Below are 25,487 nucleotides of genomic sequence, written 5' to 3' on the forward strand. Positions count from 1 at the left end.
CCCTGAGACGCGCAGCCATCGATGCCGGTATAGCGGCCCTCACCGGCATGCCTGAGGTGTCGGGAACAGGGCGGCGGTCACGATGGCCAGCAGGTAGGCCGCCAGCGCAATGAACGGGTTGGTTTCGACTATTAATGAGCCCGGGCGGGATGACTCCCGGTCAGTACTTGCCTGTGTAGGTTATCCACTGCAGATTTCGACGCCATCACGGCGTAGCCCTGAAGTAGCGCGCCAAAGTGGTCTTCGAACAGCCAGCGTCGATCCACGGCGTAACGCTGCATATGGCGCAGATTGCGCTTGCGCAGGGACAGGCTCAGCGATGACGGGTAGATGCGCATGTCCGCCAGATCGATCAGGCCGAACTCACCGTCATCCAGTACCAGTACATTGCCCAGGTGCAGTGACCGGAAATAGACACCTTGTTCATGCAGTTGCGCCATGAACTTGCCGAAACGCTCAACCAGCGCCTGACGCACCGCGGGCGCGGTGATGCCTTGAAGAACCTGACGCAAAGTGCTGCCCGGCAGCGGCGAATAGTGTACGGCACTGCTACCGTCCTTGAGTCGATACAGGTCCAGAATTTGCGGGGTCGGGATTCCCAGGTTGCGCAATTGCTCGCTGTTGGCGGCAAACCGTTCGGAATAGGGGTTGAAGCTACCCGAGGTGTACCAGCGACGGCGGCGGAACAACTTGAGGAAGCTGCCATCGACCAGGCGCAGGACTTTTGGCCCCAGCCCGTCTTCCTCGATCACCTGGGCACTGGCGGTCAACTGTTGCAGGGCGGCCGGCGTCAAGGTCCTGATCGGCATTGCCAATAGGCGCCTGGCCCGTTGGTTGATGCTTAATGCGGCGATCAGCGCCAGCGGAATCCACAGCAAAAACCAGTGCTCCTTGGGCCGGGAAATGATACCGCCGCCTTCGGTCAGGCCGGCGCCGATGCCGAATACCAGCCAGGTCGAGGCGATGATGAACAACGGCTGCAGGCGATACCGCCAGCTATTCAGCAAGCACCGGACCTGGAAGAACAGCCACGGCAGCAAGCCGAAAATACCAACGTAATAGAGCACCCCCAAGGCGAAGCTATGAGGCTCCTGCAAGGTGTAGCCGATACCGGGGTCGAGAGTCAGGGTGGCGTTGTAGCCATGACCGATCCACGGGTGCTCGGCAATTTTTTGCAGGGCCAGCTGCCAGATTTCAAAGCGATAGGAGTCGCCGCGCTCGACGATCATCTGCGAAAACAGTACGGCAACCGCTGCGCCACCGATCAACAGGGTACCCAGCAATATGAAAGAACGACGGTTCCAGCTGATGAAACTCAGCCATAACGCAGCCAGTGTCAAAGCAACCAGCGGGGTTCTGGAGCCGGTGGCGATCACCGTGGCGAACATGATCGCCATCGCCGGGATGCTCAGCCAGAGCATCTGGCGACGCTTGCAGGTCATGCTCACGCTCAGCCAGTAGGTACAAAAAAAGCCGAATACGTGGGAGCTGAGCAGTGGGTTGTCGAATGCGCCGCTCCCGATCAGGCGCATGCCCGGCTCGTAGTGGCGGGTAAACATGAATAGGTTGTAGGCCGACGCGATCAGCCCGACCATTGCGGCACTGAACAGCAGGGGCTGGATGATCTCGCTTCGGTAGCGCACCAGCAGGTAGCAGCCAGCGAACAACAGCAGGGTGTGCAAAGAGGGTTTGAACTGACCGGTGACGCTTTGATCCATCGGCGGCCCCCAGCTCAGGCTGAGCAAGGCCCAGGCGGCGAACAACAGCACCGCGACGAAGATCGGTTCGCGCAGCAACTCTTTGAGTTCGCGGGGGCGCAGGCACAGGACAATAAACGATGGGATGCTGAACAGGCCATAAAACATCTTGTGATGCAGGCTGCGACCAGGCAGAAAGAACATCGCGCACAGCAGCAGGAAGTAGCCGAGTGGAAGAATCCAGAGGCAAATGAAATCGAAGACTCGATTGGATGTGTTGTTGAAGCCACTGAGTTGCATGCTGAGAGATTCAATCCTGAAGTTGATCGGCCATTTGGGGTGATGGCTATTTGATGTTGAATTATGACGCTTAACAATAACAGCCTTTATGCGATTGCCAGAACCCTGAAGAAGCTGTGCTAAAGTCAGCGTCCTTTTTATCGACATTCGCGTGATATGACCGACTCCAGTCTCTCCGCAAGCCCATCGAGCTTGAAAATTTACTTCCGCCTGCTCAGCTATGTCCGGCCGTACATCAGCCTGTTCCTGATCAGCATTGTCGGTTTTCTGATTTTCGCTTCGACTCAGCCAATGCTCGGGTACATCCTCAAGTATTTCGTCGACGGCCTGTCCAATCCCGAAGCGGCGCTGTTTCCAACCGTACCGTACCTGCGTGATCTGCAACTGCTGCAGGCCGTGCCTTTGCTGATCATCCTGATTGCAGCGTGGCAGGGGCTCGGATCTTATCTGGGCAACTACTTTCTGGCCAAGGTTTCCCTCGGACTTGTCCACGACTTGCGTGTGCAGTTGTTCAACAACCTGCTGGTCTTGCCCAACCGTTATTTCGACAAGCATAACTCGGGTCATCTGATTTCGCGCATCACCTTCAACGTAACCATGGTCACGGGGGCGGCTACAGATGCGATCAAGGTCGTAATCCGTGAAGGCATGACGGTGGCGTTCCTGTTCGCCTCGCTGCTGTTCATGAACTGGCGCCTGACGCTGGTCATGGTTGCGATCCTGCCGTTGATCGCCTTTATGGTGCGCACCGCCAGCAAGAAATTCCGTAAACAGAGCAAGAAGATCCAGGCTGCCATGGGGGACGTGACCCACGTGGCCTCGGAAACGATCCAGGGCTATCGCGTGGTGCGCAGCTTCGGCGGCGAAGTCTATGAAGAAAGGCGTTTCTTCAATGCCAGCCAGGGCAACACCGACAAGCAATTGCGCATGACTCGCACCGGCGCCATCTATACGCCGCTGTTGCAGCTGGTGATCTACACCGCCATGGCGGTGCTGATGTTCCTGGTGTTGTTCCTGCGCGGAGATGCGTCCGCCGGTGACATGGTGGCCTACATCACTCTGGCAGGCTTGCTGCCGAAGCCGATCCGCCAATTGTCTGAAGTCAGCTCGACCATCCAGAAAGGTGTGGCCGGCGCCGAGAGTATCTTCGAGCAACTGGACGTCGAACCCGAAGTCGATAACGGCACCATCGAGCGCGATGCCGTCAGCGGTCGTCTGGATGTGCGTCACTTGAGCTTCACTTACCCGGGCACCGATCGCCAGGTACTCGATGACATCAGTTTCTCGGTCGAGCCGGGGCAAATGGTGGCATTGGTGGGGCGTTCGGGCAGCGGCAAGTCGACATTGGCCAACCTGATTCCGCGCTTCTATCACCACGACAAGGGCGAGATCCTGATCGATGGCGTTGAAGTGGAACAGTACAAGCTGCTGAACCTGCGCAGGCACATCGCACAGGTGACCCAGCATGTGACGCTGTTCAGCGACACCGTGGCCAACAACATTGCGTATGGCGATCTGGCTGGGGCTCCCCGCGAAGACATCGAGAAAGCGGCAAGAGACGCCTACGCGATGGACTTCATTGCGCAGTTGCCCGAAGGCCTGGACACCCAGGTCGGCGAGAACGGCGTGTTGCTGTCCGGCGGTCAACGTCAGCGTCTGGCAATTGCCCGAGCCTTGCTGAAGAATGCACCGTTGCTGATTCTCGACGAAGCCACTTCGGCCCTCGATACCGAATCCGAGCGGCATATTCAGGCTGCACTGGATCAGGTCATGAAAGGTCGAACGACGCTGGTCATCGCTCACCGGTTGTCGACCATCGAGAAGGCTGACCTGATTCTGGTCATGGATCAGGGCCGGATCGTCGAGCGCGGCACCCATGCCGAGCTTCTGGCGCAGAATGGCTACTACGCCCGCCTGAACGCCATGGGCCTCGACGCCCCGGCTGAAGACATCGCCTGATTCGATGCAAGGGTGAGCCCTGCTCACCCTTGCATTCACCGGCGTGCAACGCGTCCGGTGGATTGTATCCAGACCTTTACGCTTCTTGACCAAACCGGAATAAATCTCGGCAACGCGCTTGTTAAGGTTCCTGAACGAACTTTGACTTCAATCGAGGGGGGCAACCCTTTCGCGCGGGTACTGCCATGCTGCAACGTTATCTCTGGAAGCTCTTGCCCAAGCCGCAGCGGGCTTTCCTGCTGGGACGCCTGTCGGTCGTGGACCGTCAGGTGATCAACAAGTCGATGTCGGCCAGCCTGAGCTTCCCACGGGCCTTCGAGCAGCGTTCTTGTCTATTCATTCATGTTCCCAAGTGTGCCGGGAGCAGCGTATGTGCGGCGATGTTCGATGGGTGGAGCCCCGGGCACTTGCCGTTGTACTGGTACGAGCAGCAATTTCCCGAGCAGTTTGCCGCCAGCTTCAAGTTCGCCTTCGTTCGTGATCCGCTGGAAAGGGCCTACTCGGCTTATGCTTTTTTGCGCGGCAATGAGTTGGGCCGGCGCGATCAGGCGGCGCAGAGGCTGGTCTGCCACTACCGCGACTTCGATGATTTCGTCGCTCGCTGGCTGCATTCGGAGACAATCAGCCGACAAATGCATTTTGCCGCGCAAACGGATTTTCTGACCGACTCCCTGGGGCATCTGGCCCTGGACTTCATTGGCTACCAGGAGCATCTGGAGCGGGATTTTCGCCTGGTCTGCGAACAGGTAGGTCACTGGGCGGTGTTGCCTCACGTCACGGCTCGCAACAGCGGCGTCCGATGCTTGCCCGCGATTTCTGCTCGGTGCGTACCCGTCGGCTGGTGCGACGGGTGTACCAGCGCGATTACGAAATGCTCGGTTATGAATGAGACCCTGTCGATACCTGTTCCAGAGATCAGGCCTTACGATCTGTCACTGTCGAACCGCGACCGCGCCGCAATCAAATTCCAGCACCCGCGTTGCCTGTGGTTGACGGGCCTGTCAGGCGCGGGCAAGTCGACCCTGGCCAATGCACTGGAGTTGCAACTCAATCGGCGCGGGCTGCACACGTTCCTGCTCGATGGCGACAACCTGCGCAATGGCCTGTGTCGTGACTTGGGAATGAGTGCTGAGTGTCGCCGGGAAAACATCCGGCGCATGGCCGAGGTGGCACGGTTGATGGTCGACGCCGGTTTGATTGTGATTGTTGCGGCGATCTCGCCGTTTCGCGCAGAGCGTGATGCCGCTCGTCGGTTGTTCGCTGAGGGCGATTTCATCGAGGTATATGTGAGCACACCCTTCGCGGTGTGCGCGCAACGGGACCCCAAAGGTTTGTATCAAGCGGCCCGCCAAGGGCGGATCAAGAACTTCACTGGCATCGACAGCCCTTATGAGGCACCGCTGACGGCGGAGTGCGAGATCGACACCCAGGTGCTGCAACGTGAGGACGCTTGCCATCGTTTATCGCAATTTCTGCTCAATAAATGAACAGAATTCCCTGCCGATTCATCCGGTTGCAGCCGCCCCGCAAGCCAGCGCCAACCCTGTGTTAATATCGCGCCCCTGTTCATTTTGTATGTGGGTTGCTCCATGAAGTTGTCCATGCCGCGATTCAATCAAGCCCCTGTCTTGGTGGTCGGCGATGTCATGCTCGACCGTTACTGGCATGGTGGTACCTCACGGATCTCCCCTGAGGCGCCGGTACCGGTCGTCAAGGTCGAGCACATCGAGGACCGCCCGGGCGGTGCCGCCAACGTTGCCTTGAACATTGCCGCGCTCGGTGCGCCGGCCTCGCTGGTCGGCGTGACCGGCGACGACGAAGCCGCCGACAGCCTGGTCAATAGCCTCAAGGGTGCCGGCGTGCGGGCATTGTTCCAGCGCATTGCGCACCAGCCGACCATCGTCAAGCTGCGGGTCATGAGCCGTCACCAGCAATTGCTGCGTATCGACTTCGAAGAGCCTTTCGCAACTGACGCCCTGGCGCTGGGCGAGCAAGTCGACGAATTGCTCGAAGGCATCAAGGTGTTGGTGCTGTCCGACTATGGCAAAGGCGCGCTGAAAAACCATCAGGTGCTGATCCAGGCCGCCCGTGCCCGTGGCATTCCGGTGCTGGCCGATCCCAAGGGCAAGGATTTCTCGATCTACCGTGGCGCGAGCCTGATCACCCCGAACCTCAGCGAGTTCGAAACCATCGTCGGCGGTTGCGCCGATGAGCACGAACTGGTGAGCAAGGGCGCGCAGCTGATGCACGACCTCGACCTCGGTGCATTGCTGGTAACCCGTGGCGAGCACGGCATGACCTTGCTGCGCCCGGATCATCCGGCGCTACACCTGCCGGCCCGTGCCCGTGAAGTGTTCGACGTGACCGGCGCCGGCGACACGGTGATTTCTACCCTGGCGGCGGCGATCGCCGCTGGCGAAGAGCTGCCCCATGCGGTGGCCCTGGCCAACCTGGCGGCGGGCATCGTGGTCGGCAAGCTCGGTACCGCGGCCATCAGCGCACCGGAACTGCGTCGTGCGATCCAGCGCGAGGAAGGCTCCGAGCGCGGTGTGCTGGGCCTCGAGCAGTTGCTGCTGGCGGTCGATGACGCGCGAGCGCACAAAGAGAAGATCGTGTTCACCAACGGTTGCTTCGACATCCTGCATGCCGGCCACGTGACTTACCTCGAACAGGCGCGCGCCCAAGGTGATCGCCTTATCGTGGCGGTCAATGACGATGCGTCGGTGAGTCGCTTGAAAGGGCCGGGTCGGCCGATCAACAGCGTCGACCGTCGCATGGCGGTGCTGGCAGGTTTAGGCGCCGTCGATTGGGTGATCAGCTTCTCTGAAGGCACCCCGGAAAACCTGCTGCGTGCGGTCAAGCCGGATGTACTGGTCAAGGGCGGTGATTACGGGATCGACCAAGTGGTTGGCGCGGACATCGTCAACGCTTACGGCGGGACCGTGAAAGTGCTGGGGCTGGTGGAAAACAGCTCGACCACGGCGATTGTCGAGAAGATTCGCAATCACTGATTTTGGATGAGGGCTTGCTGTGGCGAGGGGGCTTGCCCCCGTTCGGCTGCGAAGCAGTCGTAAAACCTCCCGCTGCGATATGTCAGTAAAACCGCGGTGACCGGATCAGGGGTCGCTTCGCGGCCCAACGGGGGCAAGCCCCCTCGCCACAAGTGTTCTATCGTGCTGCCTTGCGCGGCACGATTCTTTTCAGCAGTTGCTTCGCCTTCCCGCGTAACCGGGCCAGGCCCGAATCCTTCCCCGGTGGGGTCAAACCCTGCTGCCGCACCCAATCCTTCCAGCGAATCCGCTCATCCCTCACCAGCCAGCCTTCTTGCCGGGCAAAACTCTCCGCCAGATACAACCCGCGGGTACTTGCCGGGTACAGGTGATCCTTTTTCAGGGTATAGAGCTCGGCCATCGGCTGACCGTCCTGCAGTGGCATCAGGTACAAATCGGGACGTTTGCGATCGAGCCGGGCCACCAGTTGATCGCCCTCCAGCCGCTCGTCGACATGGAACAGGCTCAGGGATTTGGCTTCCTTGGGCACGTCCAGGCGCAAATCGTAGATCAATTGCAGCGAGGCTGTCGGCAAGTGCACGTAGGCCCGGGGACGTTCGATCAGCGGCATGTTCGCGCAGCGCACCGGCCGCGCCGAGCCGGAGAGTGGTGTCAGGCGAAACGGCAGGGCTTCGCGGTAATGCAGGGCTGCCGAGTAGGGCGCTGGCAGCCAGGTTTCGTTGAAGCGCCCGCTGAGCCAGCCCTCCGGGGTTTCCAGCAGGCACTCTTCGGCAATTTCCTGGGTCGCCGTGTGCAGCGGCAGGTTCAGCTCATGGGCCGGCACGTAGCCGGAGATCAGCTTGAGCACCACGTCGCCGCGATCCTGCCGACGCTGACGCACCAACACCCAGTAATCGCGATTCTGCCAATGCAGGGTCAGGCGCACCGAGACCCCAAGGTTCGCCAGCTCCAGGGCAAACCGCTCGCTGTCGGCCACCGTCACTGGACGGCGGCGTTGCAGGGTCTGGGAAAAATTCAACGGCATCCCGACGCTCTGATAACTCAAACCTTCGGGTGTGGCTTCGACGAACAGCGGCAGGGTCTTGAAGTTGCTCGGGTTCTTTCTGATCAGCGTACGCGGCATGTCGGCTCCTGCTTAAGGCCGCGTGGGCGGCATCAATGGCTACGAAGGACCTGGGCAACGGTCGCGACGTTATGGGCGAGGTGCAGCGGATTGATGGTCCCGACAATAGCACTGGCCACCCCCGGGTGTTCAAACAACAACTCGAAGCTGGCACGCACCGGGTCCACGCCCGGGCTCAGGCACACATGGCCGCTGGCCAGGGCCTTTTTGACCAGGATCGCTTTGCCGTGAGCAGCAGCATAGTCAATGACTGGCTTCTCGTTCTGTTCGTTCAGATTGTAGGTGACCATTGCGCAATCACCTTGTTCCAGAGCCTTCAAGCCGCCTTCGACGGTTTTACCGGAAAAACCGAAACCGCGAATCTTGCCTTCGCGCTTGAGCTCGGCAAGGGTCGCATAGACCTCATTGTCGTTGAGGATCGCCAGGTCGTTGCCGTCGGAATGCACCAGCACCAGATCGATAAAGTCCGTTTCCAGGCGTTGCAGGCTGCGCTCCACCGAGAACCGGGTATGCGCAGCGCTGAAATCATGGCGGGACTGACCGTCGGCGAACTCTTCACCGACCTTGCTGACGATTACCCAGTCCTGACGCTGACCACGCAGCAACGGGCCGAGACGCTCTTCGCTGCGGCCATAGGCCGGGGCGGTGTCGATCAGGTTGATGCCCAGGTCGCGCGCGAGTTTGAGCAGCATGCGGGCTTCGTCGTCGCCGGGGATCTGAAAGCCGTTGGGGTATTTCACCCCTTGATCGCGGCCAAGTTTCACTGTGCCCAGGCCCAGGGGCGATACCAGCAGGCCGGTGCTGCCCAGCGGACGATGCAGGTCATGCAGGGTCGGTTGGCTCATGGCAGCAGTTGCTCCCAGGCAGGGGTGCCTATCGGCGGTTTCGGCAGTTCCGGCAGCGGGGCCGGATGGCTCGGCTGAATACCGTCGCGTTGCAGTGTGGCGAAGACGCGGTCGGCGAAGTCCGGTGCCAGGGCCAGTTTGGTCGGCCAGCCCACCAGCAGCCGATTCTGCTCGGCGAGGAAGGCGTTGTCCGGGCGGGTCAAGCCCGATTGCAGCGGCTCGGCGCGTTCGACCCGCAAGGTCGCCCACTGTGCGGTGCTCAGGTCGATCCACGGCAGAAGTTGGCCCAGTTCTTTCTGGGCGGCGGCAATTTGCGCGGCTGGCTCGCGGGCCACGCCTTCGGCTTCGGCGATGTCGCCGCCCACGTACCAGACCCACTGGCCATCGGCGGCCGGGTGAGTGGTCACGGTGACGCGCGGCTTCGGCCCGCCGCCCAGGCAGTGGGCGTACAGCGGTTTGAGGCTCGGGCCTTTGACGATGATCATGTGCAGGGGACGGCGCTGCATGGCCGGTTGGCTCAGGCCCAGCGCGGTCAGCAGGTCAGCGGTGCCGGCACCGGCACTGAGAACGATGCGCTGGGCGCGGATTTCGCGTTCGTCGACTTTCAAACCGACCAGTTCACCATTCTCCAGCAGCGGTTCGATGTGCTGACCGGCCAGCAGGCCGTCGCCAGCCAGGTCGGCCAGGCGCTGGATCAGGCTCGGCACGTCGACCACCAGTTCCGTCAGGCGATAGACCTTGCCCTTGAAGCGCTTGTCTTGCAGCGCCGGCGGCAATTGATCACCTTTGACCTGATCGACCCGCCCGCGCACGGCTTTGCTGGCGAAAAAGCTGGTGAGGTTGCCAGCGAGGGTGCCGGGGGACCAGAGGTAATGGGCATCGGACAATACGCGCACGCCGGACAGGTCCAGTTCGCCGTCGCCGGCCAGTGCTTCACGCCAGCGACGCGGCATGTCGGCAATGGCTTCCGAGGCGCCGGTCAGGGCGCCGTGCAACGCGTATTTGGCACCGCCGTGGATGATGCCCTGGGACTTCAGGCTTTGCCCGCCACCGAGGCTGGCGCTTTCCACCAGCACGGTCGAGAAACCCTGGCGGCGCAGGCGTGCATTCAGCCAGAGGCCGGCGACACCAGCGCCGACAATCAGAACGTCGGTGGAAATAACGGATGGCATGCAGCGACCTCAGTGTTCAAGACGAGGGCGCAGTATACAGACTCATGGATTGGAGGTTTTGCTGGCGATCAAGAGATCCATTGTGGCGAGGGGGCTTGCCCCCGTTCGACTGCGCAGCAGTCGTAAAGCCTGCCGCCGCAATATGTCAGAAAAAAGCGGTGACCGGATTCGGGGCCGCTTCGCGGCCCAACGGGGGCAAGCCCCCTCGCCACAAGAGGTTGATGTCGGCAGTTAATGCCCCGCGGTTTTCGAGAACAGCTGAATAACCACGACGCCCAGCACAATCAGCGCCATCCCCAGCATTGCCGGCACATCCAGTTTCTGCCCGTAGATAAACAGCGCCGCGACGCTGACCATCACGATGCCCATGCCGGCCCATACCGCGTAGGCCACGCCGACCGGAACGCTGCGCACCACCAGGGTCAGCATCCCAAAAGCAATGCCGTAACCGACGATGACCAGCAGCAGCGGCAGTGGCGTGCTGATACCCTTGACCGCTTTCATCGAAACGGTGGCGATCACTTCGGCGCAGATGGCGATGGCGAGGTAGTAGTAAGCGGTCATGGGTCAATCCTCGTATGAAGTGTTGCTTTCTGAGGTCGGCATTCTAGAGATCCGCCAGATGCGGTAAAGTCATTACCTATCTGTTCTGGAGATGGGTTGAGCCATGAATATGCAATGGAGTCTGGAACAGCTGCACTTGTTTGTCAGTGTCGCGGAACAACGTTCCTTTTCCGCGGTGGCGCGGGATCAGCGCAAGGCGCAGTCGGCGGTCAGCAGTTCGATTGCGCTGCTGGAAGAAGACCTGGGCGTCAGCCTGTTCGATCGCAGCAGTGGTCGCCAGCCGAAACTCACCGAAGCCGGCACCGCGCTGCTTGAAGAGGCGCGGGAAGTGCTGCGCCAATGTGAGCGCCTCAATGGCCGGGCACTGGCGATGATGCGCGGTCAGGAAGCGAGTTTGCGGGTGGCTCAGGACGAGGCAATGCCTTATCAGGCAGTGGTTGAAAGCTTCGAAGCCCTGGCCGAACAATTTCCCAGCCTCGAAGTGCAACTGACCAGTGCCGCCCAGGGCGATGTCGCGCGCAAACTGGTGGAGCGCCGGGCCGACCTGGGCTTGCTGTTTTATCACGAGCAGATTCCCGAAGCCCTTGAGCGCCGAGTGTTGGGCAGCGTTGAAATGGTCACGGTGTGCGGCGTGGGGCATCCGTTGGCGCAGCAGACGCAGGTCAATTGCCAGCAACTGGCGCAGCATCGACAGCTGCTGATGTCCACGCAGTCCAGCGTCTATCCCGGCAGTGAACCAGCCAGCCCGCAGGTCTGGCGGGCCGACAGTTTCTATGTGATGGCCGAATGGGTGATGCGCGGCCTCGGCTGGGCCTGGTTGCCGCGCCACGTGGTGCAGTACCCGGCGTATCAGAATCTGATGGTCGAACTGACCAGCGAATGGACGCCGCCGGCATTGATTGTGGAGCTGGTCTGGCGCCGCGACGAGCCCCTCGGCCCGGCAGCCCGTTGGCTGGCGGAACGTTTTGCCGTGCACTTGCAGGCGATTGGCTAAAAAACCGATAAACTCCGCCGCCATGAATAGAACCCTCTACACCGCGCTGTTTTACCTGGGGCTGCCATTGGTAGCGATTCGGCTTTGGCTGCGGGCGCGCAAGGCGCCGGCGTACGCCAAACGCATTGGCGAGCGTTTCTCCCTCGCGCTACCGGCGATGAAGCCGGACGGCCTTTGGGTGCACGCGGTGTCGGTAGGCGAAAGCATCGCCGCGGCGCCGATGATCCGTGCCTTGCTGCAGCGATATCCGACGCTGCCGATCACCGTCACCTGCATGACCCCGACCGGGTCTGAGCGCATCCAGGCGCTGTTTGCCAACGAGCCGCGCATCCAGCACTGCTATTTGCCTTATGACTTGCCTTGCGCTGCAGCGCGATTCCTTGATCGGGCCCGGCCGAAACTGGCGGTGATCATGGAGACCGAACTCTGGCCCAACCATATCCATCAGTGCGCCAAGCGTGGAATTCCCGTGGCCCTGGCCAATGCGCGACTGTCTGAGCGCTCGGCCAAAGGTTATGGCCGCTTCCATAAACTGACCCGGCCGATGCTCGCCGAGATGAGCCTGTTCGCAGTGCAGACCGAAGCCGAGGCGCAGCGTTTCCGCGATTTGGGCGCGCGCCCGGAAACGGTTGAAGTGACCGGTTCGATCAAGTTCGACCTGACTATCGATCCGCAACTGCTGCAGCGTGCTGCCGAGCTGCGCGGGCAATGGCAGGCGCAGGATCGCCCGGTGTGGATCGCCGCGAGCACCCATGAAGGTGAAGACGAAGTGGTGCTCGATGCCCATCGTCGGCTGTTGGCCAATCATCCCGATGCCTTGTTGATTCTGGTACCGCGTCATCCGGAGCGCTTCAACCCGGTGTTTGAGTTGTGCCGGCAAAAAGGTTTCACCACGGTGCGGCGTTCGACGGGCGAGCCGGTGACCGCAGATACTTCGGTGTTGCTGGGCGACACCATGGGCGAGTTGCTGTTTCTCTACGCCTTGGCCGACAGCGCTTTCGTCGGCGGCAGCCTGGTGCCCAATGGTGGCCATAACCTGCTGGAACCGGCGGCCTTGGCCAAACCGGTGCTCAGTGGGCCGCACCTGTTCAACTTCCTCGAAATCGCCGCGCAGTTGCGCAGCGCTGGGGCGCTGGCCGAGGTCGATGATGCTGAAGGTCTGGCACTGGCGGTGCAGCGGCTGTTCGAACTGCCGCGCGATGCACAGCAGATGGCGGAGGCGGGGCTGAAGGTAATGCGCACCAATCAGGGTGCGTTGCAGCGGTTGCTGGACGGGTTGGGCAGGTTGATCGAGCGGTAGACCGAGTCGCGCGAACAAAAAAGATCGTCCGAACGCGGCCCGAGCCTTCGGACGATCTTTTGCTGTTTAAGGCCTCGCTTTCAACTGCTCCGCCGCAGCCTTCGCCAGATCTGGTGGCAAGAAGTCCTTGTCCGGGTTGTAGTCGGCTTTGAGATAACGGGTCAGGTCCTGCAAGTCCCCCGGGTTCAAGGTGCCGGCGGCCTGCTTCAGGCGCAGGTTGTCGAGGATGTAGTCGTAGCGCGTGTTGTTGTAGTTGCGCACCGAGGTGTACAGCTGACGCTGGGCATCGAGCACGTCGACGATGTTGCGTGTCCCCACCTGATAACCGATTTCGGTCGCTTCCACCGCGCTCTGGTTGGAAATAATCGACTGCCGACGCGCCTGCACCTGCTCGACGTCGGTGTTCACGGCGCGGTGCAGGTTACGGGTGTTTTCCACGACCTGGCGACGCAGCGCCTCGCGTTGTTGTTCCGTTTGATCCAGCCGTGAATAAGACTCACGCACCTGGGAGCTGGTGAGCCCGCCGCTGTAGATCGGGATGCTCAATTGCAGGCCGACGGTACGTTGCTCCACATCGCCACCGTAACGCACACCGGTCGCGCTCGGGTTGGTAAAGCCGAGGGCGTCGTTGTCACCTTTCTTGTATTGCGCGACCGCATCCAGGGTGGGGGCATGCCCGGCCTTACGTTGCTTGAGGGTTTCTTCGGCGGCGCTCACCGCGTAGTTGCTGGCCAGCAGATTGAGGTTCTGCTTGGCGGCGGTGTCGACCCAGGCCTTGGCGTCATTCGGCGCCGGCGGCAGGATCGGCAAGGTGTGGACGATGCCCTGGATCGAGTTGTACTGACGGTTGGTCAGGGTGATCAGCGCTTCGAACGCGTCATCCACCTGACGCTGGGCGAGAATCCGGTTGGCCCGCGCCGTGTCATAACTGGCCTGGGATTGCAGCACATCGGTCTTGTCCGACAGGCCGACGTCGAAGCGCTCGTTGGACTGGTCGAGCTGGCGTTTGAAGGCTGCTTCTTCGGCCTTGGTCGAGGCCAGGTTGTCCTGGCTGCGCAGCACGTTGAAGTAGCTTTCGGCGCTTTGCAGGATCAGGTTCTGTTCGGTGGCCGAGAGTTGCAATGCGGCCTGTTCGTTGACGTCCTTGGCAGCCTGGAACTGGAACCAGCGATCAGCGCGGAAAATCGGTTGCGCCAGGGTTGCCTGATACACCGTGCCGCTGCGGTTCGAGGTCACCGATGGCTGATCGAGCGCGGTGCGGGTGTTGTTCATGTCGGCACCGGCCGACAGGTTGGGCAGCAGCCCGGCGCGGGCCTGGGGCACGACTTCCTTCTGGGCGCCGTACTGGGCGCGGGCGGCGGCGATATCGGCGTTGTTGTCCACCGCTTCTTGATAGACGCTGACCAGGTCGGTCTTGGTCGATAAGGGCGCTTCTGCTGCCCAGGCCATTCCATTGGACGCACAAGACACGGCAAGGGCCAGTGAGAGTTTGCGCAGCATGAGGCCATCCCTAAAAAATTATGCTGATAATTTGAACGCCAAGGCTACGGCGTGGCGCCCTGCAGCGTCAAGGCGCGGCACGGCGTAGCGAGTGTAGATGCACGCAGGCATCGCAACAATCCGCTGATTGCGCCATTCATCATGGTGTTTACCGTGGTGTTGGCGTTCTTTGCCGGTTATGTCTAGACTGGCCGGGTTCTTGTCGGGGTGCCTTGCTATGAGGCTGAGATCGAATAATTTCGGATCCCGTTGAACCTGATCAGGTTAGCGCCTGCGTAGGGAACAAGATTTCTCGTCACCCGGCGAGTCCTCTTGTGCTTCGTCCGGGATGTTGTTCGACAATCGAACACCCCTCGAGCATCGAGCACAGCACCTGCTGGAATTTCCAGCGCCCGTGCGTCCATTCGTTTACAGGTTCGCTCCGACAAAAATCCACCGCCTGGATGTGTGTCTGGAGAGCCCGTGATGACTACAAAATCAAAAAGCGCAACCAACCTGAGTGACTCGGCCAAGGTCGATCAGCAATCGGTTCAGCCGTTTACCCGCTCGCAAAAAATCTATGTTCAGGGCACACGCCCCGACATCCTCGTGCCGATGCGCGAAATCAGCCTGGATGTGACCCCGACTGACTTCGGCGGCGAAATCAACGCGCCAGTGGTGGTATATGACACCTCGGGCCCGTACACCGACCCCAATGTCACCATCGATGTGCGCAAAGGCCTGGGCGATGTGCGGTCGCCGTGGATCGAATCCCGTGGCGACACCGAGCGTCTGTCCGGCCTGAGCTCCAACTTCGGTCAGGAACGCCTCGCTGACCCGGAACTGACCAAGCTGCGTTTCGCTCACGTCAACAACCCGCGCCGCGCCAAGCCGGGTGCCAACGTCAGCCAGATGCACTACGCCCGTAAAGGCATCATCACCGCCGAGATGGAATACGTCGCCATCCGCGAAAACATGAAGCTCGAAGTGGCCCGCGCCGCCGGCCTGCTGGACCAGCAACACGCCGGCCACAGCTTTGGCGCCAGCGTGCCGAAAATCATCACCCCGGAATTCGTCCGTGAAGAGATCGCCCGCGGTCGCGCGATCATTCCGGCCAACATCAACCACACCGAACTGGAACCGATGATCATCGGCCGTAACTTCCTGGTGAAGATCAACGGCAACATCGGCAACAGTGCCTTGGGTTCGTCCATCGAAGAAGAAGTGGCGAAGCTGACCTGGGGCATTCGCTGGGGTTCGGACACGGTCATGGACCTGTCCACCGGCAAGCACATCCACGAAACCCGCGAATGGATCATCCGTAACTCGCCGGTGCCGATCGGTACCGTGCCGATCTATCAGGCACTGGAGAAGGTCAATGGCGTCGCCGAAGACCTGACCTGGGAGTTGTTCCGCGACACACTGATCGAACAGGCCGAGCAGGGCGTCGACTACTTCACCATCCACGCCGGCGTGTTGCTGCGCTACGTGCCGCTGACTGCCAAGCGCGTGACCGGCATCGTCTCCCGTGGTGGTTCGATCATGGCCAAGTGGTGCCTGGCGCATCACAAGGAAAACTTCCTCTACACCCATTTCGAAGACATCTGCGAAATCATGAAGGCCTACGACGTCAGCTTCTCGCTGGGCGATGGCCTGCGTCCGGGCTCGATTGCCGACGCCAACGACGAAGCGCAATTCGGTGAACTGGAAACCCTCGGCGAGCTGACCAAAATCGCCTGGAAGCATGACGTGCAGTGCATGATCGAAGGCCCGGGCCACGTGCCGATGCAGTTGATCAAAGAGAACATGGACAAGCAGCTGGAGTGCTGCGACGAGGCGCCGTTCTACACCCTTGGCCCACTGACCACCGACATCGCCCCAGGCTACGACCACATCACTTCCGGTATCGGTGCGGCGATGATCGGCTGGTTCGGTTGCGCCATGCTCTGCTACGTGACGCCGAAGGAGCACTTGGGCCTGCCGAACAAGGATGACGTGAAGACCGGGATCATCACCTACAAGATCGCCGCTCACGCCGCCGACCTGGCCAAAGGGCATCCGGGGGCACAGATTCGCGACAACGCCTTGAGCAAGGCGCGTTTCGAATTCCGTTGGGAAGACCAGTTCAACCTGGGCCTCGATCCAGACACCGCGCGCTCGTACCACGATGAAACCCTGCCGAAGGATTCGGCCAAGGTCGCGCATTTCTGCTCCATGTGCGGGCCGAAATTCTGCTCGATGAAGATCACCCAGGAAGTCCGTGAATATGCGGCCAACCAGCGGATCGAAACCGTCGATGCCGAAGTCGCCAAGGGACTGGCGGAACAGGCTGAGCGGTTCAAGCAGGAAGGCAGTCAGCTGTACAAGAAGGTTTGATCTGACCGGCGCACTCGGGTGCGCCGCTTACCCTTGTGGCGAGGGAGCTTGCTCCCGCTCGGCTGTGAAGCAGTCGTAAAATCGGTAATCGCAACCTGACTGTCAGACCGCGGTGACTTGTTTTGGGTCTGCTTCGCAGACCAGCGGGAGCAAGCTCCCTCGCCACAAAGGGTGGTCAACACCACAACACATGTTCCTCTGAGATAACACCCTTGAGCATCCAACCCAGCACTTACTCCCCGGATACCGCCGTGCCGACCGACAAGCGCGTCTTCGGCGGTCGGGATCTGTTTTCCCTGTGGTTCTCCCTCGGCATCGGCCTGATGGTATTGCAGACCGGCGCGTTGCTCGCGCCGGGTCTGGGCCTGTCCGGTTCATTGCTGGCGATTTTTCTCGGCACGCTGGTCGGCGTGCTGTTGCTGGCCGCTGTCGGCGTGATCGGCAGTGACACCGGCCTGTCATCGATGGCCGCGCTCAAACTCAGCCTCGGTGCAAAAGGCGCGAGCCTTCCGGCGGTGCTGAACCTGCTGCAACTGATCGGTTGGGGTTCGTTCGAAATCATCGTGATGCGCGACGCCGCCAGCCTGCTCGGCGCCCGTGCATTCAGCGAAGGCAGCCTGTGGTCGAACCCGCTGCTATGGACGCTGTTCTTCGGTGCACTGGCGACTTTGCTGGCGGTCAGCGGTCCGCTGACCTTCGTACGCAAGATCCTGCGCAAGTGGGGCATCTGGCTGTTGCTGGCCGCGTGCATCTGGCTGACCTGGAACCTGTTCGCCAAGGCCGACCTGGCGGCGTTGTGGGCGCAGGCCGGTGATGGTTCGATGCCGTTCGCCGTGGGCTTCGACATTGCGATCGCGATGCCGCTGTCCTGGCTGCCGCTGATTGCCGACTACTCGCGCTTCGGCAAGCGTGCGAAGAATGTGTTCGGCGGTACGGCGTTGGGTTTCTTTATCGGTAACTTCTGGCTGATGAGCCTGGGCGTGGCGTATACCCTGGCGTTCGCGCCGAGTGGTGAAGTGAATGCCTTGCTGCTGGCGCTGGCCGGTGCGGGCCTGGGGATTCCGTTGCTGCTGATTCTGTTGGATGAATCAGAAAATGCCTTTGCCGATATTCATTCGGCGGCGGTGTCCAGCGGGATTCTGCTGCGCTTGAAAGTCGAGCATCTGGCCTTGGCCATCGGCGTGATCTGCACGCTGATCGCTTGCCTGGCGCCATTGGCCCAGTACCAGAATTTCCTGCTGTTGATCGGTTCGGTGTTTGCGCCGCTGTTCGGCGTGGTGCTGGTGGATCACTTCATCCTGCGCAAGCGCAGTGCCCGTGTGGCATCGGCTGCCTTGCGCTGGCCGGCGTTGCTCGCCTGGCTGGGCGGGGTGAGCACTTATCACTTGCTGGCCAATCTCTATCCGGACATCGGCGCAACCCTGCCGTCGCTGGTACTGGCAGGGCTGCTGCAACTGGTGCTTGGTCGAGCCTTCAGCTACGGCCGGGAAACAGCTCAGGCTTGAGAATGCCGTTCAGGCGTGGGTAGGGGATCTTCAGTTCGACGTGGCCCAATGCGTAAGGCGCAAGGGTGCTCACTTCGTACTTGAGGATCACCCCGCCGTACGTCAACGCCACGTTCTGGGTTTTCACGAAGGGCCAGCTCTTGACGAACTCTGGCTCCTGATCGAGTTTGGTGCTGATCAGCCAGCTGTTGTGCGCCACCTGGGCCGCTTTCCAGAACGCTTCTTCCTGCCCCGGAATCACCATGTCCGACAGCGTCAGCACTTTATGCTGCTGACGCGAGTAGTTGATGAAACCGCGGCCCGGCGTGCCATGCGCACCGCCACTGTCCAGATAGCTGGACAATTCAATGATCACCAAGCCGTCATGCTGCTCACGTACCTTGGCTTGCAAGTAGCTGCTGTAGCGCGGCTCGGCACTGCTCAAAAATTGCTCGCGATACGCCGCCAGTGTCGGCGCTACAGGGGCGTCGGGTGAGGTGCGGGTCATTTGCAGCAAACGTTTTTCGATGATGCCGTCAAGCGCAGGCTCAGCCGGGAAGTGCAGCGTATCGATGTTCACCAGCGGGCAGTCAGGGTTGGCGCAACCCGGTTTCAGCTGTTCGGAAGCGTCGCGGGTGGTTTCCAGCGGCGCCCGGTAATTGGGCTGGAAAAGACTCTGGCACGCACCCAGGGTCAGGGCGATGGCGGCCACGGAGGCGATCTTGAAAAGCGACATGGGCGTCCTTAATGAAACAGGGGAAGGCGAAAAGTTACCCGCTTCGACTCTCAACGAGGCAGTCAGTTCGCCACTAAGCTAATTAGAGTTGGTTTCGCCCTCACCGTCTATCCCGCTGACTGTAAAGGGGCTGCATCAAACATCGCGGGCGCGTTAGGATGGCGCGAAGTCGAGGTTGCAAGTAACCAAAAGGAGCCTCGTAACGGATTTGCAGTAAACGAGGATTGTCATGACTGATTTTGCCAACGCCATTCCGACCGCCGTTGATATCGTTCGGCGCGAAAAGTGCTACGAGGGCTTCTACAAGCTCGACCGCGTGCACTTGCGCCACGAATTGTTTGACGGTGGCATGAGTCGCGAGATCAATCGTGAAGTGTTCTTGCGCCACGATGCGGTGTGTGTGCTGCCTTATGATCCACTGCGCGACGAAGTGGTGCTGATCGAGCAGTTTCGCGTCGGCGCCATGGGCAAGACCGACAATCCGTGGCTGATCGAACTGGTCGCCGGTCTGATCGACAAGGATGAAATACCAGAAGAAGTTGCTCACCGCGAAGCGCAGGAGGAAGCTGGACTTGTATTCGGGGCGCTCTGGCCGATGACCAAATATTTTCCATCGCCGGGTGGCAGTAACGAGTTTGTGCACTTGTACCTGGGGCGTTGTGACAGTGCCGGGGTTGGCGGCCTGCATGGGCTGGAGGAAGAGGCTGAAGATATTCGCGTCACGGTCTGGGCTTTCGAAGATGCCCTGCAAGCCGTGCGTGACGGACGTATTGCCAACGCAGCGAGCATCATTGCCTTGCAGTGGTTGGCTTTGAACCGCGTGGAAGTGAGGGGGTTATGGTCGTAAACAAGCTGCGCGATCGCTATCGGGTTGATCTCGTGGGGCTGCAAGCTTCCTGCGAGGCCAACTACGCGCGCCTGATGCGACTGTTGCCGGACATGCGCAACGATCCGGCGGCCCGGCGCATTGCCGTGACCCAGGGTGACCAGATGCTGGGCGTGCTGGCCCTGGAAGTGCTGCAAGCCTGTCCATACACCACCACCCTGCAAGTGCGTCAGGAACACAGCCTGCCCTGGTTGCCGGTGCCGCAACTGGAAGTGCAGGTGTATCACGACGCGCGCATGGCTGAAGTTATCAGCGCCGAACATGCACGACGCTTTCGCGGCATCTATCCTTACCCGAACGCCGCGATGCATCAGCCGGACGAAAAGGCTCAACTCAATCTGTTCCTGGGGGAATGGCTGAGTCATTGCCTGGCTTGCGGACACGAGTACGCCGTTGTGCGCTAAGAGTGCTGTGTAGTTGTGAACTGCTTCCGGTTCACAGGTTTCCTCTTTTGATCGTCCCCCAGCATAATTGCGGCACTTTCCAATCCCGTGATCACGCCCTGGGAGAACGCCTTGCCGAGCGTATCCACTTTGACCACCGCCGATCCGGCGTTGCTGGTGCAACTCTCCGACAGTCATCTGTTTGCCGAGGCGGACGCGACGTTGCTGGGCATGAATACCCGCGACAGCCTGCAACAGGTGATTGAGTTGGTATTGAAGCAGCAACCGCAGATCGATCTGATGATTGCCACTGGCGATCTGTCCCAGGACGGGACGCTGGAGTCGTACCAGCTGTTTCGCGACCTGACCCGGCAGATCGATGCCCCGGCGCGCTGGATCCCCGGTAATCACGACGAGCCGCGGATCATGGCCGAGGCGGCGGTGCACAGTGCATTGCTGGAGTCGGTGGTGGACATCGGCAACTGGCGGGTGACGTTGCTCGATTCGGCGGTGCCGGGTTCGGTGCCGGGGTATTTACAGGATGAGCAGTTGCAATTGCTCGTGCGCTCGTTGAGCGAGGCGCCGCAGCGGCATCATCTGGTGTGTTTCCATCATCATCCGGTGTCGATCGGGTGTGCGTGGATGGAGCCCATTGGATTGCGCAATCCAGAGGCGTTGTTCGCGGTGCTGGATCGATTTCCGCAGGTGCGTGCGGTGCTTTGGGGGCATGTTCATCAGGAGATTGATCAAGAGCGCAACGGTGTTCGCCTGATCGCATCGCCCTCGACCTGCATCCAGTTCGAGCCGGGCAGCGACGATTTCAAGGTGAGTGAGCAGGCGCCGGGGTATCGGTGGTTGCGGCTGTTGCCCGATGGTCAGCTTGAAACTGGCGTTGAGCGCGTGACCGGGTTCGATTTCCAGATTGATTACGGCTCCAACGGCTACTGATTTCTTTGTCATTTTCAAAGACCGAGGCGTGGCCATCGCGAGCTTGCCCGCGATGGCATTCGCTCAGGCGACATGAATCCCACGCATGTCCCCGATTCCCCCCGATTCCCCCCGAGTCCCTGTAAACTCCGCCTTCTTTACCCGACGCACAGGGAGCTCAAATGTCTGGTTCGATCCTTTATATCCATGGTTTTAACAGCGCGCCGGCGTCGAAAAAGGCCTGTCAGTTGATGAATGTGATGGAACGGCTGGGCTTGAGCGATCAGTTGCGTGTACCGGCCCTGCATCACCATCCCCGTGAGGCCATCGCTCAGCTGGAACAGGCGATTGTGGAGCTGGGGCGGCCACTGCTGGTCGGCAGCTCACTCGGCGGCTACTATGCGACTCACCTGGCCGAGCGCCATGGCTTGAAAGCCCTGTTGATCAACCCTGCCGTCAGCCCACACCGGATGTTCGACGGGTTTCTGGGGACGCAGAAAAACCTGTATACCGATGAGACCTGGGAAATGACCCACGACCACGTGACGGCCCTGGCCGAGCTGGAAGTGCCGGCGCCCCAGGATCCGCAGCGGTTTCAGGTATGGTTGCAAACTGGCGATGAAACACTGGACTATCGCCTCGCCCAGCAATATTACCGGGCCTGTGCCTTGCGCATTCAGGCCGGCGGCGACCATAGTTTCCAGGGTTTTGCCGCGCAACTGCCGGCAATATTGAGTTTTGCCGGCATCGGCGCAGATTTGTATCAGGCGATCGATTTCACAGCACTGTGATCATTGCCCCCTATTTTCACTGAACACTGACGACGAGACCCCATGGCCACTCCCAGCGCTAGCTCTTATAACGCAGACGCCATCGAAGTCCTCTCGGGCCTCGACCCGGTGCGCAAACGCCCCGGCATGTACACCGACACCAGTCGGCCGAACCACCTCGCCCAGGAAGTCATCGACAACAGCGTCGACGAAGCCTTGGCCGGGCATGCAACGTCGGTGCAGGTCATCCTGCACGCCGATCACTCCCTGGAAGTCAGCGATGACGGCCGTGGCATGCCGGTGGACATTCACCCGGAAGAAGGTGTTTCGGGCGTCGAGCTGATCCTCACCAAACTCCATGCGGGCGGCAAGTTTTCCAACAAGAACTACCAGTTCTCCGGCGGTTTGCACGGGGTGGGTATTTCCGTGGTCAATGCCTTGTCGACCGAAGTCCGGGTGCGTGTAAAACGCGACGGCAACGAATACCAGATGACCTTCGCCGACGGTTACAAGAAAACCGAGCTGGAAGTAGTCGGCACCGTCGGCAAGCGCAATACCGGCACCAGCGTGTTCTTCGCACCGGACCCGAAGTATTTCGATTCACCGAAATTCTCCATCAGCCGCCTCAAGCACGTGCTCAAGGCCAAGGCCGTTCTGTGCCCGGGGTTGCTGGTCAGTTTTGAAGACAAGGCCACCGGCGAGAAAGTCGAATGGCATTACGAAGACGGCCTGCGCTCCTACCTGGTAGACGCCGTCAGCGAATTCGAACGCCTGCCGGACGAGCCGTTCTGCGGCAGTCTGGCCGGTAACAAGGAAGCCGTCGATTGGGCGTTGCTGTGGTTGCCCGAGGGTGGCGACAGCGTTCAGGAAAGCTACGTCAACCTGATCCCGACAGCCCAGGGCGGTACCCACGTCAACGGTCTGCGTCAGGGCTTGCTCGACGCCATGCGCGAGTTCTGCGAGTTCCGCAGCCTGTTGCCGCGTGGTGTGAAGCTGGCGCCGGAAGACGTCTGGGAACGTATCGCTTTCGTCCTGTCGATGAAGATGCAGGAACCGCAATTCTCCGGCCAGACCAAGGAGCGCCTGTCCTCCCGTGAAGCGGCCGCCTTCGTTTCCGGCGTGGTCAAGGATGCTTTCAGCCTGTGGCTCAACGCCAACCCGGAAACCGGCATGTTGCTGGCCGAACTGGCGATCAACAACGCCGGCCGTCGTCTGAAGGCCAGCAAGAAGGTCGAGCGCAAACGCATTACCCAAGGGCCGGCATTGCCGGGCAAGCTCGCCGACTGCGCCGGGCAGGACCCGATGCGTTCCGAGTTGTTCCTGGTGGAAGGTGATTCCGCCGGTGGTTCGGCCAAGCAAGCGCGGGACAAAGAATTTCAGGCGATCCTGCCATTGCGCGGCAAGATCCTGAACACCTGGGAAGTCGACGGCAGCGAAGTACTGGCCAGCCAGGAAGTGCACAACATCGCCGTGGCGATTGGTGTCGACCCGGGCGCGGCGGACATGAGCCAGTTGCGTTACGGCAAGATCTGCATCCTCGCCGACGCCGACTCCGACGGTCTGCACATCGCCACCTTGCTCTGCGCCTTGTTCGTCCAGCATTTCCGCCCACTGGTGGAGGCTGGTCACGTCTACGTCGCGATGCCGCCGCTGTACCGTATCGACCTGGGCAAAGAGATCTACTACGCCCTCGACGAGGCCGAGCGCGACGGCATCCTCGATCGCCTGGTGGCCGAGAAGAAACGCGGCAAGCCGCAGGTCACCCGATTCAAGGGCCTGGGTGAAATGAACCCGCCACAGTTGCGCGAAACCACCATGGACCCGAACACGCGGCGTCTGGTGCAATTGACGCTGGGTGAAGATTTCGCCGAGACCTCGGAAATGATGGACATGCTGCTGGCGAAAAAACGCGCGGGCGATCGCAAGACCTGGCTGGAATCCAAAGGCAACTTGGCCGAGGTTCTGGGCTGATGCGCTTTGGCTGGGCCCTGGCGTGTGCGTTGCTGCTGACTTCGGTAACGATTTGCGCGGAACCCGCGCCAGAGCTGCGCCTGTTGTCCGAACATGCCGTCGACGGCATGCGCGGCGGCAATCTGTCGGGGCTGGCCCAGTGTGGCAAGGAGCTGTGGACCGTTTCGGATCGCGACGATGATCAAATCTATCGCCTCGACACCCGCAACCCCACCTGGCAAGCCGAAACCGTGCACATTGACGTACCCCTGGTGCCCGACACCGGTTTGCCTTGGGGCTTGCGTGCGCGGACTTGGGCGGCATCGTTCGTGCGGGGCGGGGATCTGGATTTCGAAGGCATCACCTGTGACAGCGCGGGCAATCGTTATATCGTCAGCGAAGGCCACGCCGCGGTGTTGCAAGTACCGCCAACCGGGCCTGCGTCCTGGCTGAAAATCTCGCCGATGCTGGTGCGCGAAGCGCGGGCGAGCGGCATGTTGTTGCACTTCAATGCGTTGTTCGAAGGCCTGGCGATCAATCCGGCCGGTGACACGCTGTGGCTGGCCGCCGAACGTGAGCGCCGCGGTTTGTTGCTGATCAAGCGCCAGCAAACAGTGTGGGACTGCGACGGTAGCTGTGTGCTGCTGAGTGAAGGCGGGGTGGAAATGCAGCCAGCGCAATTTCCCCACGCCAGAGCGCGCCCTCGGGATTTTTCTGATCTGTCATTGTTCGACGGCAAGCTGTTTACCCTTGAGCGCAACGCCTTTCAGATCTGTCGCCGTGATGCGGTGACGACCAAGGTCGAGCGCTGCTGGTCGTTTGCCGCCGAGGCCTTGCAGGAAAACCGTCGTTATTCACAGCCCTTTGGGCTGGCGGAAGCGTTGATCGTGGACGTCGACGGTGCCTGGATCGGTATCGACAACAACTACGGTGCGCGCGCCGACGGTGAAGTACGGCCGATTGTGTGGCGCTTTGCCGCGCCTGAAGGTGGCTGGAGTGCCAAGCCATGAGTCAGCAACCGCCGGGCAAACGCGCCGGTCGGGTGTTGATGGTGCTGGCCTGGGGCGCCGCGCTGTTTCTGGCAACGCGGTTCTTCGGTCAATGGGAGGAGCGTCAACAGAATCCCAACACCGTCGTCAGCTCTGAGCAGGGCCAGGGTTTTATCGAGGTGAAGCTGATCGGTAACAGCCAGGGGCATTTTGTCGCCACCGGCCAGATCAACGGCCAGCCCGTGGAGTTCATGCTCGATACCGGCGCAACCGATGTGTCGATCCCGGCCGAAATGGCTGAACGATTGAAACTGGAAAAAGGCTTCGGGGTGACCCTGAGCACGGCCAATGGCTTGAGTGAGGGTTATCGGACCCGCCTCGACCGGCTGCAACTGGGCGCCATCGTGCTGCGTGACGTTCGCGCGCTGGTGGCGCCCGGTTTGCACGGCAATCAAGTGCTGCTCGGCATGAGCGCACTGAACAAACTTGAATTTACCCAGCGCGGTGGCACCATGCTGCTGCGCCAGACCACGAAATAATGA

General features: G+C 60.8%; 22 protein-coding genes, 1 pseudogene and 1 riboswitch. Of the genes and pseudogenes, 16 read left to right on the plus strand and 7 right to left on the minus strand.

Features of this window, described 5'->3' with window-relative positions; genetic code table 11:
- Positions 1 to 131: 131 nt before the first annotated feature.
- Entirely contained in the window at positions 132 to 1,997 is a 1,866-nt protein-coding gene (locus AC1DQM_RS20690; RefSeq protein WP_477746771.1) for an O-antigen ligase family protein, read from the minus strand.
- Positions 1,998 to 2,153: 156 nt separating this feature from the next.
- On the opposite strand from AC1DQM_RS20690, the gene msbA reads away from it, so the two are divergent.
- From msbA to hldE, 4 genes and pseudogenes are all read left to right on the plus strand, one after another.
- The gene (gene msbA / locus AC1DQM_RS20695; RefSeq protein WP_064615993.1) at positions 2,154 to 3,956 is read left to right on the plus strand and encodes a lipid A export permease/ATP-binding protein MsbA; all 1,803 of its coding nucleotides are present in this window, start codon (positions 2,154 to 2,156) and stop codon (positions 3,954 to 3,956) included.
- A 185-nt stretch (positions 3,957 to 4,141) separates the two neighbouring features.
- A pseudogene (locus tag AC1DQM_RS20700) lies at positions 4,142 to 4,845 on the plus strand (sulfotransferase family 2 domain-containing protein).
- Entirely contained in the window at positions 4,838 to 5,443 is a 606-nt protein-coding gene (cysC, locus tag AC1DQM_RS20705; RefSeq protein ID WP_477746772.1) for an adenylyl-sulfate kinase, read from the plus strand. The pseudogene AC1DQM_RS20700 and the gene cysC overlap by 8 nt, the downstream one beginning before the upstream one ends.
- 102 nt (positions 5,444 to 5,545) lie before the next feature.
- The gene (gene hldE, locus AC1DQM_RS20710; RefSeq protein ID WP_477746773.1) at positions 5,546 to 6,967 is read left to right on the plus strand and encodes a bifunctional D-glycero-beta-D-manno-heptose-7-phosphate kinase/D-glycero-beta-D-manno-heptose 1-phosphate adenylyltransferase HldE; all 1,422 of its coding nucleotides are present in this window, start codon (positions 5,546 to 5,548) and stop codon (positions 6,965 to 6,967) included.
- A gap of 157 nt (positions 6,968 to 7,124) precedes the next feature.
- On the opposite strand, the gene AC1DQM_RS20715 is transcribed toward hldE, so the two are convergent.
- The 4 genes from AC1DQM_RS20715 to AC1DQM_RS20730 all read right to left on the minus strand — a co-directional run bounded on the left by AC1DQM_RS20715 (position 7,125) and on the right by AC1DQM_RS20730 (position 10,671).
- Entirely contained in the window at positions 7,125 to 8,090 is a 966-nt protein-coding gene (locus tag AC1DQM_RS20715; RefSeq protein WP_019582177.1) for a hypothetical protein, read from the minus strand.
- Positions 8,091 to 8,122: 32 nt separating this feature from the next.
- The gene (locus AC1DQM_RS20720; protein ID WP_477746774.1) at positions 8,123 to 8,935 is read right to left on the minus strand and encodes an aldo/keto reductase; all 813 of its coding nucleotides are present in this window, start codon (positions 8,933 to 8,935) and stop codon (positions 8,123 to 8,125) included.
- The gene (locus AC1DQM_RS20725; RefSeq protein WP_138866688.1) at positions 8,932 to 10,107 is read right to left on the minus strand and encodes an NAD(P)/FAD-dependent oxidoreductase; all 1,176 of its coding nucleotides are present in this window, start codon (positions 10,105 to 10,107) and stop codon (positions 8,932 to 8,934) included. The genes AC1DQM_RS20720 and AC1DQM_RS20725 overlap by 4 nt, the downstream gene beginning before the upstream one ends.
- A gap of 231 nt (positions 10,108 to 10,338) precedes the next feature.
- The gene (locus AC1DQM_RS20730) at positions 10,339 to 10,671 is read right to left on the minus strand and encodes a DMT family transporter (protein WP_007939639.1); all 333 of its coding nucleotides are present in this window, start codon (positions 10,669 to 10,671) and stop codon (positions 10,339 to 10,341) included.
- A 103-nt stretch (positions 10,672 to 10,774) separates the two neighbouring features.
- Between AC1DQM_RS20730 and AC1DQM_RS20735 the strand changes: the two genes are divergently transcribed.
- The gene (locus AC1DQM_RS20735) at positions 10,775 to 11,665 is read left to right on the plus strand and encodes a LysR family transcriptional regulator (RefSeq protein WP_018928534.1); all 891 of its coding nucleotides are present in this window, start codon (positions 10,775 to 10,777) and stop codon (positions 11,663 to 11,665) included.
- Between the two features lie 22 nt (positions 11,666 to 11,687).
- The gene (waaA, locus tag AC1DQM_RS20740) at positions 11,688 to 12,965 is read left to right on the plus strand and encodes a lipid IV(A) 3-deoxy-D-manno-octulosonic acid transferase (protein ID WP_477746775.1); all 1,278 of its coding nucleotides are present in this window, start codon (positions 11,688 to 11,690) and stop codon (positions 12,963 to 12,965) included.
- Between the two features lie 66 nt (positions 12,966 to 13,031).
- Here waaA and AC1DQM_RS20745 read toward each other — a convergent pair whose 3' ends face one another.
- Positions 13,032 to 14,465, minus strand: a complete 1,434-nt coding sequence (locus AC1DQM_RS20745; protein ID WP_477746776.1) for a TolC family outer membrane protein — start codon at positions 14,463 to 14,465, stop codon at positions 13,032 to 13,034.
- Positions 14,466 to 14,516: 51 nt separating this feature from the next.
- On the opposite strand from AC1DQM_RS20745, the gene AC1DQM_RS20750 reads away from it, so the two are divergent.
- From AC1DQM_RS20750 to cytX, 3 genes are all read left to right on the plus strand, one after another.
- Positions 14,517 to 14,651 carry a hypothetical protein gene (locus tag AC1DQM_RS20750; RefSeq protein ID WP_477746777.1) on the plus strand — a complete coding sequence of 45 codons (135 nt, stop codon included), beginning with the start codon at positions 14,517 to 14,519 and terminating at the stop codon, positions 14,649 to 14,651.
- 7 nt (positions 14,652 to 14,658) lie between these two features.
- A riboswitch (TPP riboswitch) is annotated at positions 14,659 to 14,764 on the plus strand.
- A gap of 166 nt (positions 14,765 to 14,930) precedes the next feature.
- Entirely contained in the window at positions 14,931 to 16,820 is a 1,890-nt protein-coding gene (thiC, locus tag AC1DQM_RS20755) for a phosphomethylpyrimidine synthase ThiC (RefSeq protein ID WP_018928531.1), read from the plus strand.
- A gap of 212 nt (positions 16,821 to 17,032) precedes the next feature.
- Positions 17,033 to 18,325 carry a putative hydroxymethylpyrimidine transporter CytX gene (cytX, locus tag AC1DQM_RS20760; RefSeq protein WP_064616000.1) on the plus strand — a complete coding sequence of 431 codons (1,293 nt, stop codon included), beginning with the start codon at positions 17,033 to 17,035 and terminating at the stop codon, positions 18,323 to 18,325.
- On the opposite strand, the gene AC1DQM_RS20765 is transcribed toward cytX, so the two are convergent.
- Entirely contained in the window at positions 18,294 to 19,040 is a 747-nt protein-coding gene (locus AC1DQM_RS20765; protein ID WP_064616001.1) for an RsiV family protein, read from the minus strand. The genes cytX and AC1DQM_RS20765 overlap by 32 nt on opposite strands.
- 229 nt (positions 19,041 to 19,269) lie before the next feature.
- Between AC1DQM_RS20765 and AC1DQM_RS20770 the strand changes: the two genes are divergently transcribed.
- The 7 genes from AC1DQM_RS20770 to AC1DQM_RS20800 all read left to right on the plus strand — a co-directional run bounded on the left by AC1DQM_RS20770 (position 19,270) and on the right by AC1DQM_RS20800 (position 25,484).
- On the plus strand, positions 19,270 to 19,887 hold the full coding sequence (locus AC1DQM_RS20770) for an NUDIX domain-containing protein (RefSeq protein ID WP_018928528.1): 618 nt from the start codon (positions 19,270 to 19,272) through the stop codon (positions 19,885 to 19,887).
- A complete protein-coding gene (locus AC1DQM_RS20775) occupies positions 19,878 to 20,330 on the plus strand; it encodes a DUF1249 domain-containing protein (protein WP_007939629.1) in 453 nt (150 codons plus the stop codon). Before AC1DQM_RS20770 ends, AC1DQM_RS20775 begins: the two co-directional genes overlap by 10 nt.
- A gap of 111 nt (positions 20,331 to 20,441) precedes the next feature.
- Positions 20,442 to 21,257: a 3',5'-cyclic-AMP phosphodiesterase gene (gene cpdA, locus AC1DQM_RS20780; RefSeq protein WP_477746778.1), complete on the plus strand. Its 816-nt coding sequence runs from the start codon at positions 20,442 to 20,444 to the stop codon at positions 21,255 to 21,257.
- Positions 21,258 to 21,418: 161 nt separating this feature from the next.
- Positions 21,419 to 22,027, plus strand: coding sequence for a YqiA/YcfP family alpha/beta fold hydrolase (locus AC1DQM_RS20785; protein WP_018928525.1), 609 nt, complete (start codon positions 21,419 to 21,421; stop codon positions 22,025 to 22,027).
- A 42-nt stretch (positions 22,028 to 22,069) separates the two neighbouring features.
- Positions 22,070 to 23,977, plus strand: a complete 1,908-nt coding sequence (gene parE, locus AC1DQM_RS20790; RefSeq protein ID WP_018928524.1) for a DNA topoisomerase IV subunit B — start codon at positions 22,070 to 22,072, stop codon at positions 23,975 to 23,977.
- Entirely contained in the window at positions 23,977 to 24,966 is a 990-nt protein-coding gene (locus AC1DQM_RS20795; RefSeq protein ID WP_064616003.1) for an esterase-like activity of phytase family protein, read from the plus strand. The genes parE and AC1DQM_RS20795 overlap by 1 nt, the downstream gene beginning before the upstream one ends.
- Entirely contained in the window at positions 24,963 to 25,484 is a 522-nt protein-coding gene (locus tag AC1DQM_RS20800) for a retropepsin-like aspartic protease family protein (RefSeq protein WP_018928522.1), read from the plus strand. The genes AC1DQM_RS20795 and AC1DQM_RS20800 overlap by 4 nt, the downstream gene beginning before the upstream one ends.
- Positions 25,485 to 25,487: the final 3 nt, after the last annotated feature.

This window comes from Pseudomonas sp. 01L34 (assembly GCF_056400265.1).